Origin of the sequence: Streptomyces fodineus (assembly GCF_001735805.1) — a bacterium.
Lineage (GTDB): Bacteria > Actinomycetota > Actinomycetes > Streptomycetales > Streptomycetaceae > Streptomyces > Streptomyces fodineus.
Window position 1 is genome coordinate 599985 of sequence record NZ_CP017248.1, and the last position, 16110, is coordinate 616094.

Annotated in this window: 17 protein-coding genes; 11 read left to right on the top strand and 6 right to left on the bottom strand. The window is 72.2% G+C overall.

The genetic code is table 11. The features are described from left to right. Positions 1 to 3: 3 nt before the first annotated feature. Positions 4 to 1476: an amidohydrolase family protein gene (locus BFF78_RS02675; protein WP_079161117.1), complete on the top strand. Its 1473-nt coding sequence runs from the start codon at positions 4 to 6 to the stop codon at positions 1474 to 1476. Further along, complete coding sequence (locus BFF78_RS02680) at positions 1473 to 2183, top strand: sulfite exporter TauE/SafE family protein (RefSeq protein ID WP_069776775.1); 711 nt, start codon at positions 1473 to 1475, stop codon at positions 2181 to 2183. Before BFF78_RS02675 ends, BFF78_RS02680 begins: the two co-directional genes overlap by 4 nt. Here BFF78_RS02680 and BFF78_RS02685 read toward each other — a convergent pair whose 3' ends face one another. Next, positions 2184 to 3248: a substrate-binding domain-containing protein gene (locus BFF78_RS02685; RefSeq protein ID WP_069776776.1), complete on the bottom strand. Its 1065-nt coding sequence runs from the start codon at positions 3246 to 3248 to the stop codon at positions 2184 to 2186. 255 nt (positions 3249 to 3503) lie between these two features. Here BFF78_RS02685 and BFF78_RS02690 point away from each other — a divergent pair, with 255 nt between their 5' ends. After that, positions 3504 to 4982 carry a glutamate-cysteine ligase family protein gene (locus BFF78_RS02690; protein ID WP_069776777.1) on the top strand — a complete coding sequence of 493 codons (1479 nt, stop codon included), beginning with the start codon at positions 3504 to 3506 and terminating at the stop codon, positions 4980 to 4982. A 6-nt stretch (positions 4983 to 4988) separates the two neighbouring features. On the opposite strand, the gene BFF78_RS02695 is transcribed toward BFF78_RS02690, so the two are convergent. After that, entirely contained in the window at positions 4989 to 6362 is a 1374-nt protein-coding gene (locus tag BFF78_RS02695) for a S41 family peptidase (protein ID WP_069783329.1), read from the bottom strand. 190 nt (positions 6363 to 6552) lie between these two features. Further along, positions 6553 to 6942 (bottom strand): winged helix-turn-helix transcriptional regulator, encoded by a 390-nt coding sequence (locus BFF78_RS02700; protein WP_069776778.1) that lies wholly within the window; start codon positions 6940 to 6942, stop codon positions 6553 to 6555. A 101-nt stretch (positions 6943 to 7043) separates the two neighbouring features. On the opposite strand from BFF78_RS02700, the gene BFF78_RS02705 reads away from it, so the two are divergent. Together BFF78_RS02705 and BFF78_RS02710 are read left to right on the top strand one after the other, a co-directional pair. Continuing rightward, positions 7044 to 7694: an FMN-dependent NADH-azoreductase gene (locus BFF78_RS02705; protein ID WP_069776779.1), complete on the top strand. Its 651-nt coding sequence runs from the start codon at positions 7044 to 7046 to the stop codon at positions 7692 to 7694. 143 nt (positions 7695 to 7837) lie between these two features. Further along, entirely contained in the window at positions 7838 to 8623 is a 786-nt protein-coding gene (locus BFF78_RS02710) for a thioesterase family protein (RefSeq protein WP_069776780.1), read from the top strand. A gap of 66 nt (positions 8624 to 8689) precedes the next feature. Here BFF78_RS02710 and BFF78_RS47785 read toward each other — a convergent pair whose 3' ends face one another. After that, complete coding sequence (locus BFF78_RS47785) at positions 8690 to 9250, bottom strand: EamA family transporter (protein WP_227025683.1); 561 nt, start codon at positions 9248 to 9250, stop codon at positions 8690 to 8692. An 83-nt stretch (positions 9251 to 9333) separates the two neighbouring features. Here BFF78_RS47785 and BFF78_RS47790 point away from each other — a divergent pair, with 83 nt between their 5' ends. Beyond that, complete coding sequence (locus BFF78_RS47790; protein ID WP_227025684.1) at positions 9334 to 9639, top strand: hypothetical protein; 306 nt, start codon at positions 9334 to 9336, stop codon at positions 9637 to 9639. A gap of 3 nt (positions 9640 to 9642) precedes the next feature. Here the strand turns inward: BFF78_RS47790 and BFF78_RS02720 are convergent, their stop codons facing one another. Together BFF78_RS02720 and BFF78_RS02725 are read right to left on the bottom strand one after the other, a co-directional pair. Then, on the bottom strand, positions 9643 to 10404 hold the full coding sequence (locus tag BFF78_RS02720) for a cache domain-containing protein (protein WP_069776781.1): 762 nt from the start codon (positions 10402 to 10404) through the stop codon (positions 9643 to 9645). 37 nt (positions 10405 to 10441) lie between these two features. Continuing rightward, the gene (locus BFF78_RS02725; protein WP_069783330.1) at positions 10442 to 11182 is read right to left on the bottom strand and encodes a FadR/GntR family transcriptional regulator; all 741 of its coding nucleotides are present in this window, start codon (positions 11180 to 11182) and stop codon (positions 10442 to 10444) included. Between the two features lie 110 nt (positions 11183 to 11292). Between BFF78_RS02725 and BFF78_RS02730 the strand changes: the two genes are divergently transcribed. Genes BFF78_RS02730 through BFF78_RS02750 form a run of 5 tightly spaced genes read left to right on the top strand, consistent with a single transcriptional unit; the run spans position 11293 to position 15999 of the window. Continuing rightward, complete coding sequence (locus BFF78_RS02730; protein ID WP_069776782.1) at positions 11293 to 12324, top strand: ABC transporter ATP-binding protein; 1032 nt, start codon at positions 11293 to 11295, stop codon at positions 12322 to 12324. Positions 12325 to 12359: 35 nt separating this feature from the next. Beyond that, the gene (locus tag BFF78_RS02735; protein WP_069783331.1) at positions 12360 to 13553 is read left to right on the top strand and encodes an ABC transporter substrate-binding protein; all 1194 of its coding nucleotides are present in this window, start codon (positions 12360 to 12362) and stop codon (positions 13551 to 13553) included. Between the two features lie 3 nt (positions 13554 to 13556). Beyond that, positions 13557 to 14450 (top strand): ABC transporter permease, encoded by an 894-nt coding sequence (locus tag BFF78_RS02740; RefSeq protein WP_069776783.1) that lies wholly within the window; start codon positions 13557 to 13559, stop codon positions 14448 to 14450. Between the two features lie 21 nt (positions 14451 to 14471). Further along, entirely contained in the window at positions 14472 to 15287 is an 816-nt protein-coding gene (locus BFF78_RS02745; protein WP_069776784.1) for an ABC transporter permease, read from the top strand. A 31-nt stretch (positions 15288 to 15318) separates the two neighbouring features. Continuing rightward, positions 15319 to 15999: a maleylpyruvate isomerase N-terminal domain-containing protein gene (locus tag BFF78_RS02750; RefSeq protein WP_069776785.1), complete on the top strand. Its 681-nt coding sequence runs from the start codon at positions 15319 to 15321 to the stop codon at positions 15997 to 15999. The last annotated feature ends 111 nt before the right edge of the window (positions 16000 to 16110 follow it).

Below are 16110 nucleotides of genomic sequence, written 5' to 3' on the forward strand. Positions count from 1 at the left end.
AGCATGACCGACCTGACCCCCGACCGGCTCCGCCGCGGCGCGCTGCTACTGGTGCCCGACGTGACGCTGACCCCCGACGGCCCGCTGGACGGGCACGCGGTGGTCGTGCGGGACGGTGTGTTCCGCGACGTCGGCCCGATCGAGCGGATCGTCCGTACGTATCCGGCGCTGGCCCCGGTCCGGCTGCCCGGACATGCGCTGATGCCGGGCTTCGTCGACGCCCACCACCATCTGACACAGAGCTTCGGCGGCGCCCTCGCGTTCGGTGAGCCGTCGGAGATCTTCCGCCGGGTATGGGTGCCGCTGGAACGCGCCCTGGACGAGGAGTCGGCGTACGTCGCCGCGAAACTGGCCGCGCTGGAGTCCCTGCGAGGCGGCTTCACGACGGTCGCCGAGGCGGGGACCCGAGCCACGGTGGACGTGGACGTGGTGGCCTCGGCCGCGCGTGACGCGGGCATCCGCTGCGTACTGGGGCTCGTCTGCAACGACGCCTCGGACGGCACCGGAGAGGACGCGGATGCTCGGACGGTGCTCGCCGCCGCCGAGAAACACCTGGCGCGTTACGGCGGTGACTACCTGGTCGCTCCCTCGCTCGCCGTGTCCGTGCCGGAGGCCGCGACCGCGCACACCCTGGCGGCGACGGCACGGCTCGCCGCCGAGGCGGGCACGGTCGTACAGGTCCATGTGAACGAACACCTCGTCGCCGTCGAGCGCTCGCTGGTCCGGCACGGGCTGCGGCCCCTGGAGTATCTGCATCATGTGGGCGCGCTCGGCCCGCAGTTGCTGGCCGCACACGCGACGCTGCTCACCCCGGCCGAGGTCACGCTGCTCGCGGACAGCGGTACGGCGGTCAGCTACAACCCGGTCGCCAGCGCCTGGAAGGGCAACGGCGTCGCCCCGGCGATCACCTTCGCCGAGCGCGGCATCCGGTTCGGTCTGGGCACCGACGGGACCCGCGGGGACGGCTTCCGGCTCGCGGACGCGGCGGAGTTCGCACAGCGGCTCACGTACGGCCTGGCCGGTGGCGACTCCTCCTGCGGCGCCGGCTGGACGTGGTGGGAGCGGGCCACGGCGGGCGGCGCGGAAGCGGTCGGACTCGGCCGGCGCACTGGGCAGATCGTGCCCGGCGCCGCCGCGGACTTCCTCCTGCTGGACATCGCCGGGCCGGAGATGCAGCCGTCCTGGGACCTGCCGTGGGAGCTGGTGCGGCGCGGCAACCGGGACCAGCTCACCGCCGTGTTCGTGGCCGGCCGACTGCGGCTGTGGCGCGGCTGGCCGCCGGGCTGGGACGGACCGGCCCTGGTCCGCCGGGCCGCGGAACTGGCGCCACGGGTGGTGCGGCGCGCCGGGGTGACACGGGCGCATCCGACTTCGGTGGCGGCCCGGCAGCAAAAGCAGACGCCCACCACGCTCGCGGCGGCGGACACCCGACCGCCGCGCGACCCGGCTCCGCCCTGTCCGGGTGGCCGGCGATGAGCGGCGGCACGCTGGCGGTACTGGCGTTGACCGTCGCGGCGGCCGCGTTCGTGCAGGGGGCCAGCGGACTCGGGTTCGCGCTGATCGTGGCGCCGGTCGCGGGCCTGCTCGATCCTGGGCTGCTGCCCGTGTTCGTGCTGACCGCGATGATCCCGCTCAATGTGTACGTCGCCTGGCGTGAGCGGCACAGCCTCGATCTGCGCGGCGCCCGGTGGATCACGGCGGCGCGGCTGGGCGCGACACCGGCGGGGCTGGCGCTGCTGTGGGTGATCCCGGGGGGCGCCCTCGGGGCCGTCGTGGGCGTGGCGACGGTCCTGGCGGCCCTGGTGAGCCTCGTCGCGCCGTCGTTCGTGCCCGGGCGGGGTGCGTATGTGGGCGCCGGTGTGGTCACCGGGCTGACCGAGACCGCGACCGGCGTGGGCGGCCCGCCCCTCGCCCTCGTCTACCAGCACCGGCCGCCGGGCGAGCTGCGGGCCACGGTCGCGGTCTGCTTCCTGGTGGGCGAAGTCGCCTCCCTGGCCCTGCTGTTCGTCACCGGCCGTGGCCGTCCGGCGGACATGGGCTGGGCGCTCCTGCTGCTGCCCGCGCTCGCGGCGGGGGCCTGGCTGAGCCGGCTGGTGCACCGGCGCGTGGACGCACGGAGGATGCGCGCCTTCGTGCTGGTCTTCGCCCTGGTGTCAGGGGTGGCGCTGATCGCGGGGTCGTGATCAGTCGCGGGCGGCGGGCGGCGGACGGCGCAGAGACGAGGCGCGCAGGACGAGCCGGGGCGCGGCGGCCGGCGCCTCGCCCCGGGTGTCCGCCGCGCCGGTCGCCGGGGGCGCGCCCAGCCGGGCGAGCAGCAGCTCCACCGCGTCCGCGGCGGCCCGGTCCAGCCTCAAGTCGACCGCGGTGAGCGGCGGTTCACAGGTGCGGGCGCGGAGCCCGTCGTACCGGGTGACGACCATGACGTCCTCGGGGATACGGCGTCCCGCCTCCCGCAGTGCCCGTACGGCACCGACGGCGAAGGCGTCGACGAGCACGCACAGCGCGTCGATGCCGGGGTGCTCCGCGAGCAGCGCGGCACACCGGTCGTACCCCGCCTGCTCGCCGCCGTCCTCGTCGTCGGTCGCGACGATCGGCGCCCAGCCGTACGCGGCGGCGATCCGTTCGTAGGCGGCGCGGGCGTCGACCGCGGAGTGCCGGGTGCCCGCGCCGACGACGAGCGCCGGACTGCGGGCGCCCTGGTCACGCAGGTGGTCCAGGAGCAGTTCGACCACCCGGCCGCCGTGCAGGTCCACATAAGGGGCGTCGTCGTCGGGTGCCGTGGGCCGGCCCAGCGCGACGTACGGCAGTCCGCGCTCGCGCAGTTGGGCCACGGCCGCGTCGTCCGACTCGGGCTCGACCACGATCGCGCCGTCGATGTCGACGGAGTACAGCGCGGAACCGGACTGCACGGGCGGGATCAGCACCAGGGCGTAGCCGTGGACGAGCGCCCGCTCGGCCGCGGCGGCGGCCACCTCCATGTAGAAGCCGAGCCGCGAGGGGCCACCGGCCACCGCGAACGGCATCGAGGAGGCCAGCGCGATGGCCTTGGCCTCGCCGCGGCGCAGCCGCTGGGCACGCAGGTTGGGCCGGTACCCCAGCTCGGCGGCGATCTTCTTGATGCGCTCGCGGGTCCGCGGGTCGACCTTGCCGATGCCGTTGAGAGCGTGGGACACCGTGGTCCGCGACACCGACGCCGCCGCGGCGACGTCGGCGATCGTGGGCCGGCGAGCGCCGTGGGACATGGTCATGGCCCCATCTTCGCAACCTCCGCCGTTCCTGGGCCACCACCCCCTGCCCCGGCCGCCGGTCGCCTCGGCAACGGACGCCGCGCGTACGGCCGTTCCCACGCCGTCGGCTTGAGGATCCGGGCCCCATCACGCTCTGCGGCCGCCCGGGTACACCTGCGCCGGTCCGCGCGGGTGTGGGCCGCGCTTGGTGGGGCCCGCGGGATGGTGCGACGCTGGGTGCAGAGGTCTGTGACGAGGGGCTTTCCTGGAGGGCCGATGGGACGCGATGTCCCGGCGCTCGTCTTCACCCGCGAGGACCGCCGCCGGTACCGGATCAAGATGCACGCGTGCCTGGACGCGCTGGCGCAGATGCTGCGCGAGGCACGGTTCGAGTCCGAGCGGCCGCAGGTCGGCCTGGAGATCGAGCTGAACCTGGTCGGCGACGACGCCGAGCCGGCGATGCGCAACACCGATGTGCTGAAGGCGATCTCCGACCCCGCCTGGTCCACCGAGCTGGGCCGGTTCAACCTGGAGATCAACGTGCCGCCCCGGCGGCTGATCGCGGGCGGTCCCGACGCATGGGAGTCGGAGATCCGCGCCGCGCTGAACCACGCGGACGAGCGGGCCAGGTCGATCGGCACCCGGCTGATCATGATCGGGATTCTGCCCACCCTGCGCCAGGAGGACATCGGCGAGGAGAGCCTGTCCGAGAACCCGCGCTACCAGTTGCTCAACGACCAGATCTTCGCGGCCCGCGGCGAGGACCTGCGCATCGAGGTGGACGGTGTGGACCGGCTGCGCACCTACGCGGACACGATCACCCCGGAGGCCGCGTGCACGAGCACGCAGTTCCATCTCCAGGTGTCCCCGGAGGAGTTCGCCGGTTACTGGAACGCGGCGCAGGCCATCGCCGGCGTCCAGGTGGCACTGGCGGCGAACGCGCCGTTCCTGTTCGGCAAGGAGCTGTGGCACGAGACCCGTATTCCGCTGTTCGAACAGGCCACGGACACCCGCCCCGAGGAGATCAAGGTGCAGGGCGTACGGCCCCGGGTGTGGTTCGGGGAACGGTGGATCAACAGTGTCTTCGACCTCTTCGAGGAGAACCTGCGTTACTTCCCGGCGCTCCTGCCGCTGTGCGACGAGCAGGACCCGGTGGAGACGCTGGACCGCGGTGACATCCCCGAGCTCGGCGAACTGACCCTGCACAACGGCACGATCTACCGCTGGAACCGCCCGGTGTACGCCGTCTCCCACGACGTGCCGCACATCCGGGTGGAGAACCGGGTGCTGCCCGCCGGCCCGACCGTCGCCGACACCCTCGCCAACGGCGCCTTCTACTACGGCCTCACCCGCGCCCTGGTGGAGGAGGACCGGCCGGTGTGGTCGCGGATGTCGTTCGCGGCGGCCCAGGACAATCTGCACACCGCCGCCCGGCACGGCATCGAGGCGCTGCTGTACTGGCCGGGGATGGGCGAGGTACCGGTGCCGGAACTCGTCCTGCGGCGGCTGCTGCCGCTGGCGCACCGGGGTCTGGAGCACTCCGGCATGGACGAGGCCTGGCGGGAGCCGCTGCTCGGCATCATCGAGCAGCGCTGTGTGACGGCCCGCAACGGCGCCGTGTGGCAGAAGGAGATGTTCCACCACCTCGACTCCACCACACGTGCCGGCCGCCACGAGTCGCTGCGCCGGATGACCCAGCTGTACATCGACTACATGCATCTCAACGCGCCGGTCCACACCTGGCCGGTGGACTGATCCGGCTCAGCGGCGCCCGCTCAGCAGGTTCACCGCCGCGTCGAACGCCGAGTCGCGGTTCTTGGCGAACTCCTCCTTGGTGAAGACCGGTTCGGTCAGCTGCGGCGGGATGCCGGTGCCGTCGAAGGTGCGACCGCTGCGGGTCAGGAACTCCTCGTTCGGCAGGCCGAAGACGAGGCCGCCGGGCAGATAGCGCTCCATCACGTCCGAGAAGACGCCCTGGGTGGGCTGCCCGATGCGCAGGGTCCGTCCGGGCCGGTCCATCAGGGCCTGGGTGAAGGTCTCGCCCGCGCTGACCGTGGAGCCGCCGGTGAGGACGGCGACCGGGCCGGTGTAGCGGGGCGCGCCGGCCGGGACGACGGGCACGGGCTCGGGGCGGGTGTGCCGGGTGGGGTCGGCCGGGTCGTTGCGGGCCCGTTTCGCGTACGCGGTGTACGGAGTGTCGGTCAGCCGCTCGGCGATCCGGATGCCGAGGGAGTCGTGGCCCCCACCGTTGACGCGCAGGTCGATGACGAGCCCCTTGAGCCGCTCGGTACGCCCCGGGGTGAGTACGGTGTTCAACGCCCGGTCGAGCTCGGCCTGTTCGGCGGTGTACGGCGCGTCCTTGCCGGCATAGCCGCCGAATCCGGAGATGCGCAGATAGCCGAGGTCGCCCGGCAGGTCGGCGTAGGTGATCCGGCCCGCGCCGAAGTCCTGGCGGCCGGAGGCGCCTTTGAGATCACGGGCCTCGATGAACGTCTTGACCTTGGTGTCCAGTCCCGGGCCCGGCTTCTCCGTGCCGGGGCGGACCTGGCCGAAGCGCCGGTCGCCGTCCACCACCGTGACATGGGCGTCGTACAGCGGGCGCACCATCCGGCTGAGGATGCCGAAGAGTTCGTCCTTCGTGGTGTCCTTGCGGACGAGCGGGCGGTACCGGTCGCGGACGGCGTGCCAGTCGATGTGCTTCTGGGCGAAGAAGGGGTAGTTCTCCTGGAAAGTCTGCCAGAAGACGTCGAAGGCGGCGCGCGGGTCGGTGGGGGCCGGCCGCGTGCAGGCGGCGGGCAGGGCGCTCAGGCGGCGCAGCTTGCGGTGTCCGACCGAGCTGTCCGCGGCGAGCAGCGCGTGATCGCGGTCGTGCACGGTCCGTACGGTCAGTACCGAACCGTCCGAGGCCGCGTACGTCCCGGGACCGGTCTGCCGCGAGGTGTCCCCCTTCAGGCAGCTGACGGACGTCGTCTGGTACTCCTGTAGCGCTCCCCCGCCGAGGACGAGGACGGTGCCGTAGCCGTCCATGCGCCACACCCCGTCGGTGCCGGGTGGTCCCGGTCGCGCGGCGGCCGCGGCCGGTACGGCGCCGGCGGCGAGGGTCAGGGCGGCGACGGTGGCCGTGAGGGTGCGCACGAGCATGTCCTTCCGACGGGTGTCCACGGGAGATCCACCGTCCCCGAAACACCCTGGCCCGCACCATCCGGTCATCCGGTGCAGCGAGCCGGGGGACAACCCCCGTACCCCGTCACCGGGACCGGGTCAGGCCGTTCTGTTCGGTCCAGACGGTGCTCACCCACTGCGCGTCGATGTCCATGCCCCGTTCTTATGCCGACCCGGCCGGCCGCTCGCGCTCCAGGCCCGGGCACGACTGCTCGTCCGGCAGGTGGAGCTTGGCCCATTCACCGAGTTCCCGGAGTGCCGGGCCCAGGGCGGCGCCCGCTTCGGTCAGCCGGTAGGACACGCGCAGCGGCGGACCCTCGTCGACCTCGCGGAGTACGAGGCCGGCCGCGCCGAGTTCCGCGAGCCGGTCGGAGAGCATGCGCTCGCTGATGCCGGGGATGGCCCGGCGCAGGTCGGCGAAGTACGCGGGCTGTTCCACCAGGACGGCCACGATCGGGCCGCTCCAGCGCTTTCCGAGCAGCTGGAAGACGCGGGTGATGCCATGGTCCACCCGCTTGCACGCCGCACTGTCGTGGGTCACGTCCGCCGCCATGCGATCAGGGTACTACCCCGCCGTATGGGGATGAAAAAAAGTAAGTCCATGTGTTAGACATAGTTGCCTACGAACATTCAGCCAGCCCTTTGGGAGTCACCATGGCCACCCTTCTGCACATCGACTCGTCCGTGTTCCCGACCGCGGCCTCGGCCTCGCGCGCCGTGACGGAGGCCTTCCGCGCGCACTGGCAGGAGCAGCATCCCGAGGGCACCGTCGTCTACCGCGACCTGTCCGTGCAGCCCGTCCCGCACATCACCGCCGCCGCGCACACCGCGGGCTTCGCCGACCCGGTGTCGCACACGCCCGAGCAGGCCGCGGCCTTCGCCGAGCGCGTGCGGCTGATCGAGGAGCTGGAGCAGGCCGACGCGGTGCTGATCGGCGCCCCGATGTACAACTACTCGATCCCCTCGACCCTCAAGGCCTGGCTGGACAACGTGATCCTCATCGGCCGCACCGCGGGCGAGACCCAGTCCGCCAAGGGCACCCCGGTGACCGTCGTCGCCAGCCGGGGCGGCGCGTACGGGCCGGGCACCCCGCGCGAGGGATACGAGTACGTACAGAACTACCTCACGGCCGTCCTCGCCGACGCCCTCGGCCTGGACATCGACTTCATCGTCCCGGAACTGACCATGGCCCCGCAGAACCCGGCGATGTCCGAGCTGGTCCCGCTGTACGAGGCTTCCCGCGACCGCGCCCTCGAGGAGGCCGCGGCGAAGGCCCGGCAGCTCGCGGAGCGTCTCGCGGCCTGACCGGCCGGCGCGACGCGCGTGGCGGTGCCGGCGGGCCATGAAGACGATCGAGACCGGTCCGTGGTCCGGCGGATGTCCGATGTACGGTGCAACGACCTGCTCGACGCCCCTATGTTCCAGGGACACCTTGAGGAGAGGCACCGTTGGCCGCCAGTTACTTCGAGCGCATCGACCGGCATCGTTACAAGCCCACCCCGCACGCGAGCGGCGCGTGGGACCCCGACGAGCTGCACTTCAGCCCGCTGGCGGGACTCGTGGTGCACGCGATCGACCAGTACCGTGCCGAGCGCCCGCCGAGCGGACTGCTGCTGTCCAGGATCAGCTTCGACATCCTGGGGCGCCTCGCCCTGGACGAGTACGAGATCCACGTGGAGTCCATCCGGCCCGGCCGCACCATCGAACTGCTCGAAGCGGTGGTATGCGTCGCGGACCGGCCGGTGGTCCGGGCCCGTGCCTGGCTGCTCACCGAGGTGGACACCAGCGCCGTGGCCGGCGGCGCCGAAACACGCCTCACCCCGCCGGACCGCCTCGCCTCTGAGTCGATGGCCTCCACGTGGCGCGGCGGCCACTGCGCGTCCATCGACATCCGGCCGGTCGAGCCCTCGCGGCCGGGCCGTGCCACGGCCTGGATCTCCACGGACCTCGACCTGGTCGCCGGCGAGCCGTGCAGCCCGGTCGCGTCCTATGCCGCGCTGATCGACACGGCCAACGGCATAGCCGTACGCCGCCCGCCCACCGAGTGGATGTTCCCCAACGTCGACCTGACGATCCATCTGCACCGGCAACCGGCGGGCCGCTGGGTCGGCCTGGACACCACGGTCGTCTTCGGTCCGACCGGCCTTGGCCTGACCAGCAGCGTCCTGCACGACGTGCACGGCCCGGTCGGCCAGGCCCAGCAGACCCTCACGGTGCGCCCGCTGCCCGGATGACCGTGCCGTGCGTGCGCGGCCGCCGCTCATTCAGGCCGCCGTAGGGCACGGCTGGGCTCGGCTCCCTCACTCCCGAGCGCTTCGGACCGGATCGTCCACCGATTCCGTCCCCGCTGACCTCTTCTCCGTGCGCGTCGACCCCACCGAGGCAAGGCCCACCGCCGCAACCCCCGCCCACTGGGCCGCCGTGAGGTGCTGACCCAGCAGGCACCGGCCGATCAGCGCGCCGATCGCGGGTTCCAGGCTGGTGAGCACGCCGAAGGCGCGCGGTGTGAGGCGGCGCAGGGCCTCCAACTGGAAGGTGTACGGCACGACGCTGGAGAGGACGGCGACCGCCGCGGCGACGGCGAGGGTGCCCGGGTCCAGGAGGCGGGCGCCCGACTGTGTGATGCCGTAGGGAAGGCTGAGCAGCGCTCCCCAGGCGACGGCCAGCGCGAGGCCGCTGCCGTCGGGAACGCGTTCGGCGAGCCGTTTACCGACCAGGATGTACCCGCCCCAGCAGCATCCGGCGACGGTGGCGCAGACGATGCCGGTGGCGTCCAGAGCCGTACCGGAGCGGCTGAGCAGGAGGACGCCGGCGGCGGCGAGGCCCGCCCACAGCAGGTCGGGGCCCGGCGCGAACCGCACAGGGCGATGGCGAACGGGCCGAGGAACTCCAGGGTGGTGGCGGCGCCCAGCGGCAGCCGGGCGACGGCCTCGTAGTACGCGAGATGGTGCACGGCGAGCAGGGTTCCGGCGGCAGCCGCGATGCCGATCGTGGTCCGATCGCCGCGGATCCGGGGCCGCCACAGTGCGCCGAGGACGAACGCGGCGATGGCCAGCCGCAGGGTCACGACGCCGGCCGGTCCCACGGCGGGGTAGAGACGGGTCGTCAGCGCGGCCCCGCCCTGCAGGCCGAGGATCCCGCCGAGGACGAGCCCCGGGGCCGGTACGGCGCCGAGCCCCCGGCCGAGGGCGAGGACGGCACGCGCACGAGGGGTCAGGTACTGGCTGATGGTTATCGGCTCCCGGTGTGACTGTCAGGCGAGCACCAGCACGAGGGGCACGCCCCGGCACGGCACCAGGCGCATGCCGTCGTACGCGCCGGGCCGCGCCCCGCTGATCAGTTCGCCGAAGTCCGGGCCCTTGGTGAGGGAGCCGGCCAGGTGGGCGGGGTCGGCGGAGGCGGCGACCCGGCCCCGGGCGTTGACCAGGTGGGCGGGGCGGGGCAGGCGCCGCAGGAGGGGCAGGACGGCCGTCTCGAAGTGGCGCAGGTACACGTCGGCGGCGGCCACTCCGGCGAACCGGCCCTGGATCCGGACGGGTTCGGACAGCGTGAGGCTGTACTCGTCGGAGCAGAGATAGTCGACGTACGGCCCGGCCACCGCCCGGCGCCCGGTGTCGCGGGGCAGCGCGAACCAGTCCCAGTGCGTGTAGTCGGAGTACGCCGACCGGCCGGGGTCGAGGTCGAGCAGAAGCGGGCGTACGTCACCGTCGGCGCCGCACTGCCACCACTCCAGCCAGGCGGGTACGTCCGTCAGCAGGCCGGGGGCCGCGACGAAGCCGACGCCGGAGACGAGTTCCTCGCGGGTCAGGTGCAGATGCAGTCCGGGGCGCAGGGCGGCGAGGTCGGCGCTGGCGGGCCGCCGGTCCTCGGCGACCACCCGGCCGAGCAGGGTTTCGGTGGCGGCGCGGGTGGCGGCGACCGTCTCGAAGACGGCTTCCAGCGCACCACCGACCTGCGCGGCCACCCACGTCTCCGGCTCCGTGTCGAGGGCGGCGAGCCCGGGGCTCCAGCCCATGGTGTCCTCCAGCGGACGGGAACCTGGCGCGGCACGCTCAGAGCGTGAGGCGTACGGCGACGAGCCGCGCCGTCGACGCCCTGACGCACCGCTCGGCCAGCGTGCCGGCCGTTTCGTGGGCCCCATCTTGCACGGCTGAGATCACGGAGCGGTGACAGTCCGCAACTTCTTCACGATATGCGTCGTCGCCCAGGACCAGGCACAGCAGTGCGCCGATCTCGCTCTGCAGGGCGACCTGTTCGCGGGTGAGCCGGGCGGACTGGGCGGCCGCCGCGAGTTCGACGTGGAAGCGGCCGTACAGCCTGCTGCGTGCCGCCGCGTCCACGGCCCGAGTCAACTCCTCGGCGGTACGCCGGAGTTGGTGCAGATCCTCGGGTTCCGTGCGCTGTGCGGCGAGCCGGGCGGCGGCGCCGGACAGGGCGGCCCAGTGGTCGCCCAGGTCGCGCAGCTCCTCGGTGCTCCAGCCGCGCAGCCGGGCCTTGAGGCGGTCGTCGGCGGGGACTTCGGGCAGGGAGACGAAGCTGCCGCCGCCGCGGCCCCGGCGGGTGGTGACCAGGCCCTGCTGCCGCAGGGCCATGAGCGCCTCGCGCAGCGTGACCGTGGAGACGCCGAGCTGTGCGGCCAGCTCGGTCTCGCCGGGCAGCTGCTCGCCGTCGGCCAGGAGGCCCAGTTCGATGGCGTCGCCGATGCGGCGGACGACCGCGTCCACACGGGCCCGGTTGTCCACCGGGCTGAAGACGGCTCTGCGGGCCCGGCCGTCCATCTCCTGCTGTCTCACGGTCACCACCTCGTGCATTGACTCAAGCTTTACCCCAAGAGGACCTTGAGCTTAGAACTATGACTTCATATGTTTGCGGTCAACGTACAGCGCGCCAGAAAGGTTCCCGCATGGAGGGAATTGCGATCCGGCTGCAGGACCTGCGGAAGTCGTTCGGCGAGACGACCGCCGTGGCCGGGGTCGACCTGGAGATCCGGGACGGGGAGTTCTTCTCGATGCTCGGTCCCTCGGGCTCGGGCAAGACGACGGTGCTCCGGCTCGTCGCCGGGTTCGAGACACCGGACCGGGGCCGGATCGAGCTCGCCGGCCAGGAGGTCACCGGACTCGCTCCGTTCGAGCGGGACGTGCACACGGTCTTCCAGGACTACGCGCTCTTCCCGCACATGACGGTCGAGCAGAACGTCGCCTACGGGCTGAAGGTCCGCAAGGTGCCGAAGGCCGAACGGCTCGTCCGCGCCCGCAAGGCCCTCGCCGAGGTCCGCCTGGAGGGCTACGGCCAGCGGCGCCCGGCCCAGCTCTCCGGCGGACAGCGCCAGCGTGTCGCCCTCGCCCGCGCGCTCGTCGGCCGTCCCCGGGTGCTGCTGCTGGACGAGCCGCTCGGCGCCCTCGACCTGAAGCTGCGCGAGCAGATGCAGGTCGAGCTGAAGGCGATCCAGCGGGAGGTGGGCATCACCTTCGTCTTCGTCACCCACGACCAGGAGGAGGCCCTGACGATGAGCGACCGCATCGCCGTCTTCGACCAGGGCCGCATCGCCCAGGTCGGCACGCCCGCCGAGATCTACGAGCGCCCGGCGACCCCGTTCGTCGCCTCCTTCGTCGGCACCTCGAACCTGCTCGACGGGGAGGCGGCCCACCGCATCGTCGGCACCCCGGGCACGTACAACATCCGGCCGGAGAAGATCCGCGTCCTGAAGGAGTCCGCCGAGGCGGACGAGCCGGAGCACACCACCGCCACCGGCACCGTCGCCGAGGTGGTCTATCTCGGCGACGCCACCCGCTTCCTGGTCGACCTCGACGGCGGGGGCCGGCTCACCGCTCTCCAGCAGAACCTGGAGACCTCCTCCGAGGACGTCGCCGCCTACCGCGGCACCCGGGTGCGCCTGACGTGGCACCGCCGGCACGCCGTCCGGCTGCCCTCCTGACCCCTCCCCGTCTCTACGTCCCCCTGGAGAACGTCGTGCGCCTCAACCGCATCCCCCGGACCGCCGCCGTGGCCGCCGCGCTGCTGCTCGCCGCCGCCTGCGACTCCTCCGGCGGCGGTTCTTCCGCCACGGGTCTCAACCCGCCCGACCTCAAGGCCCCCACGAAGCTCGGCAAGACGGAGGGCCAGGTCGATCTGATCGCCTGGGCCGGCTATGTCGAGGACGGCTCCAACGACCCCAAGGCCGACTGGGTCCACGCCTTCGAGAAGCAAACCGGCTGCCAGGTCCACTCCAAGGTCGCCGCCAGCTCCGACGAGATGGTCAAGCTGATGAAGACCGGCGAGTACGACGCGGTCTCCGCCTCCGGCGACGCCTCCCTGCGCCTGATCGCCTCCGGCGACGCGGCCCCGGTCAACACCGCCCTGGTCCCCAACTACAAGGACGTCTTCGCCGGGCTGAAGAACGGCGCCTGGAACTCGGTGAAGGGGCAGATGTACGGCATTCCGCACGGCCGGGGCGCCAACCTGCTGATGTACAACACCCAGAAGGTCAAGCCCGCGCCCACGTCCTGGTCGGCCGTCTTCGACGGCGCCTCGCGGTACAAGGGGCATGTCACCGCGTACGACTCGCCGATCTACATCGCCGACGCGGCTCTCTATCTCAAGGCCACCAAGCCCGAGTTGAGGATCGAGGACCCCTACGCGCTCGACCAGAAGCAGTTCGACGCGGCCGTGGCCCTGCTCAAGCAGCAGAACAAGAACATCGGCGAATACTGGAGCGACTACCTGAAGGAGGTCTCCGCCTTCAAGAGCGGTGACTCGGTGGTCGGCACCACCTGGCAGGTCATCGCCAACCTCGCCGCCTCCGAGGGTGCCAAGGTCAAGGCGCTGGTGCCGAAGGAGGGTTCGACCGGCTGGTCCGACACCTGGATGGTCTCCAGCAAGGCCAAGCACCCCGACTGCGCCTACCAGTGGCTGAACTGGATCGTCTCGCCCAAGGTCAACGCCGAGGTCGCCGAGTACTTCGGCGAGGCCCCCGCCAACTCCAAGGCCTGCGCCGAGACCAGCGACAAGAACTTCTGCACGGTCTATCACGCGGCGGACGAGAGCTACTGGAAGAAGATCGCCTTCTGGAACACGCCCATCGAGCAGTGCCTGGACGGCCGCAAGGACGTGACGTGCGTGCCGTACGCCAAGTGGGTGCAGGCCTGGACCGAGATCAAGGGCTGAGCCGTGACGACCGACGTGAGGACCGCCGCCGGCCGGCGAACCGTCCGGCGGCTGGCCGGGAGCCTGCACCGCCGGCCCCGGCTGCGGCTGACCCTCCTGCTCACCGCCCCGCTGCTGTGGCTCGCCGTGCTCTACCTCGGCTCGCTGGCGGTCCTGTTCGTCTCCGCGTTCTGGACGACGAACTCCTTCACCTCGCAGGTGGTGAAGGTCTGGTCGACGGACAACTTCCACGAGCTGTTCACCACGCCCGTCTTCCGCCAGGTGATCCTGCGCAGTGTGGGCGTGGCGCTCGCGGTGACCGCGCTGTGCGCGCTGATCGCCTTCCCGGTCGCCTTCTACACCGCACGGGTGGCCCGGCCGAGGTGGCGTCCGCTGCTCGTGGTGGCCATCCTCACGCCGCTGTGGGCGAGTTATCTGGTCAAGGTGTACGCCTGGCGGCTCATCCTGTCCCAGGGCGGCCTCGCCGACTGGATGCTCGCGCCGTTCGGGCTGAGCGGCCCCGGATTCGGCCTGCCGGCGACGGTCCTCACCCTGACATACCTGTGGCTGCCGTACATGATCCTGCCGGTCCACACGGCCCTCGAACAGCTCCCGGCCGGCCTGCTCGACGCCTCGGCCGACCTCGGGGCGCGCGCCGGGCGGACTTTCCGCTCGGTGGTGCTGCCGATGGTGCTGCCGTCGGTCGCGGCCGGCTCGGTGTTCACCTTCTCGCTGAGCCTCGGCGACTACATCACCGTGCAGATCGTCGGCGGCAAGACACAGCTGATCGGCAACCTCGTGTACTCCAACATCGAACTCAACCTGCCCATGGCCGCCGCGCTCGGCACCGTACCCGTCGTCGTGATCGTCCTGTACCTGCTGGCGATCCGCCGTACGGGCGCCCTGAACAGCCTGTAGGACCTTGAGGAGAGGAGCGCCATGCATCTCAGCCGCACCGCGCGCATCGCTCTGCGCACCGGCGCCGGGCTCGGTTTCGCGGTGATCTACGTCCCGCTGCTGCTCGTTCTCGTCGACTCCCTCAGTCCCGACCGCAGTGCGAGCTGGCCGCCACGGGGGCTGACCTGGCACTGGTGGTCGGTGGCGGTGCACAACTCCGGGGCCCGGCAGGCGCTGTGGGTCTCGGTGAAGGCCGGTCTCGGGGCCACCGCGATCGCGCTGGTCCTCGGCACGCTCATCGCGTTCGCCGTGGCCCGGCACCGCTTCTTCGGCCGTGACACGGTGTCGTTCGTCGTGGTCCTGCCGATCGCGCTGCCCGGCATCGTCACGGGCATCGCCCTCAACTCGGCCTTCAGCACGGTGCTGGCGCCGCTGGGCGTGGGGCTCGGGCTGTTCACGGTGATCGTCGGCCACGCCACCTTCTGCATCGTGGTGGTCTTCAACAACGTGGTGGCCCGGCTGCGCCGTACGGCCGCCTCGTACGAGGAGGCGGCCATGGACCTCGGCGCGACCACCTTCCGTGCCTTCGCCGACGTCACCTTCCCGCTGGTCCGCTCCGCGCTGCTGGCCGGTGGTCTGCTCGCCTTCGCCCTGTCCTTCGACGAGATCGTGGTGACCACGTTCACCGCGGGACCCGGCATCGAGACCCTGCCCATCTGGATTTTCGACAACATGACCCGGCCGCAGCAGGCGCCGGTGGTGAACGTCGTGGCCGCCGTACTCGTCCTGCTGTCGGTGGTCCCGATCTACGTCGCCCAACGGCTGTCCGCGGACACGGCGACGTCGAGCCGGGTGTGACAGCCTGTACGGCGGACGAACAGGGGGACGCATGAGCACAGGAGATGCCGCCGCCCCGGCGCGGGCAGTGCGCGCGGCCTACGAGGCGGCCTCGGCGGCCGTCGCCGGCCTGGGCGACGAGGAGTCGTGGCTGCCGACCGCCTGTACCGGCTGGGCTGTCCGTGATCTCGTCTTCCATTGCCTGACGGACGCCCAGCGGGCTCTGGTGGCCCTGCACACACCGGCGCGGGAGCCGGTGGACCGGGACGCGGTGACGTACTGGCGGGACTGGCGGCCGGACACCGTGGGTGCGGCCAACGGCCGGCGGTGGGTGCGGGTGAACGCGAGCATGTTCCTCGACTTCGGCCAGCTTCAAGGCCTGTACCTGGAGACGCTGGCGGCGGCCGTGCGGGCGGCGGAGGCGGCCGACCCCGCACAGCCCGTCGGCACCCAGGGACACGTGCTGACGGCCGGGGACCTGCTGACCACCCTCGCGGTGGAGGCGACCGTCCACCACCTGGACCTGACCGTCCGGCTTCCGCACGCGCCGGGACCGGCGCCCGAGGGGTTCGCCGCGGTGCGCGCCACCCTGGACGGTCTGCTCGGCCGGCCCGCGCTCCCGCAATGGAGCGACGCGCACTACGCACGCGTGGGCACCGGCCGGGCCGCGCTCACCGAGGCCGAACGCGCCGCGCTGGGCGCGGCTGCGGAGCGGTTCCCGCTGTTCGGCTGAGGCACATGAGCAGATCGGCGGCGCCCGTCACGCACACCCAACACGGGGACACACACGGGTGACACCTGCGCGGTGCCGGGCGGGCCGGCCCGCTTGATGGAAGCCTGCGCC

Bases quoted from the DNA above. Each gene is read 5' to 3' on its own strand.
- BFF78_RS02745 (WP_069776784.1), top strand. From the start codon at position 14,472: ATGCATCTCAGCCGCACCGCGCGCATCGCTCTGCGCACCGGCGCCGGG.
- BFF78_RS47790 (WP_227025684.1), top strand. From the start codon at position 9,334: ATGGTGCACGGCGAGCAGGGTTCCGGCGGCAGCCGCGATGCCGATCGT.
- BFF78_RS02675 (WP_079161117.1), top strand. From the start codon at position 4: ATGACCGACCTGACCCCCGACCGGCTCCGCCGCGGCGCGCTGCTACTG.
- BFF78_RS02720 (WP_069776781.1), bottom strand. From the start codon at position 10,404: ATGGGCTGGAGCCCCGGGCTCGCCGCCCTCGACACGGAGCCGGAGACG.
- BFF78_RS02690 (WP_069776777.1), top strand. From the start codon at position 3,504: ATGGGACGCGATGTCCCGGCGCTCGTCTTCACCCGCGAGGACCGCCGC.
- BFF78_RS02685 (WP_069776776.1), bottom strand. From the start codon at position 3,248: ATGACCATGTCCCACGGCGCTCGCCGGCCCACGATCGCCGACGTCGCC.
- BFF78_RS02730 (WP_069776782.1), top strand. From the start codon at position 11,293: ATGGAGGGAATTGCGATCCGGCTGCAGGACCTGCGGAAGTCGTTCGGC.
- BFF78_RS02750 (WP_069776785.1), top strand. From the start codon at position 15,319: ATGAGCACAGGAGATGCCGCCGCCCCGGCGCGGGCAGTGCGCGCGGCC.
- BFF78_RS02700 (WP_069776778.1), bottom strand. From the start codon at position 6,942: ATGGCGGCGGACGTGACCCACGACAGTGCGGCGTGCAAGCGGGTGGAC.
- BFF78_RS02680 (WP_069776775.1), top strand. From the start codon at position 1,473: ATGAGCGGCGGCACGCTGGCGGTACTGGCGTTGACCGTCGCGGCGGCC.
- BFF78_RS02705 (WP_069776779.1), top strand. From the start codon at position 7,044: ATGGCCACCCTTCTGCACATCGACTCGTCCGTGTTCCCGACCGCGGCC.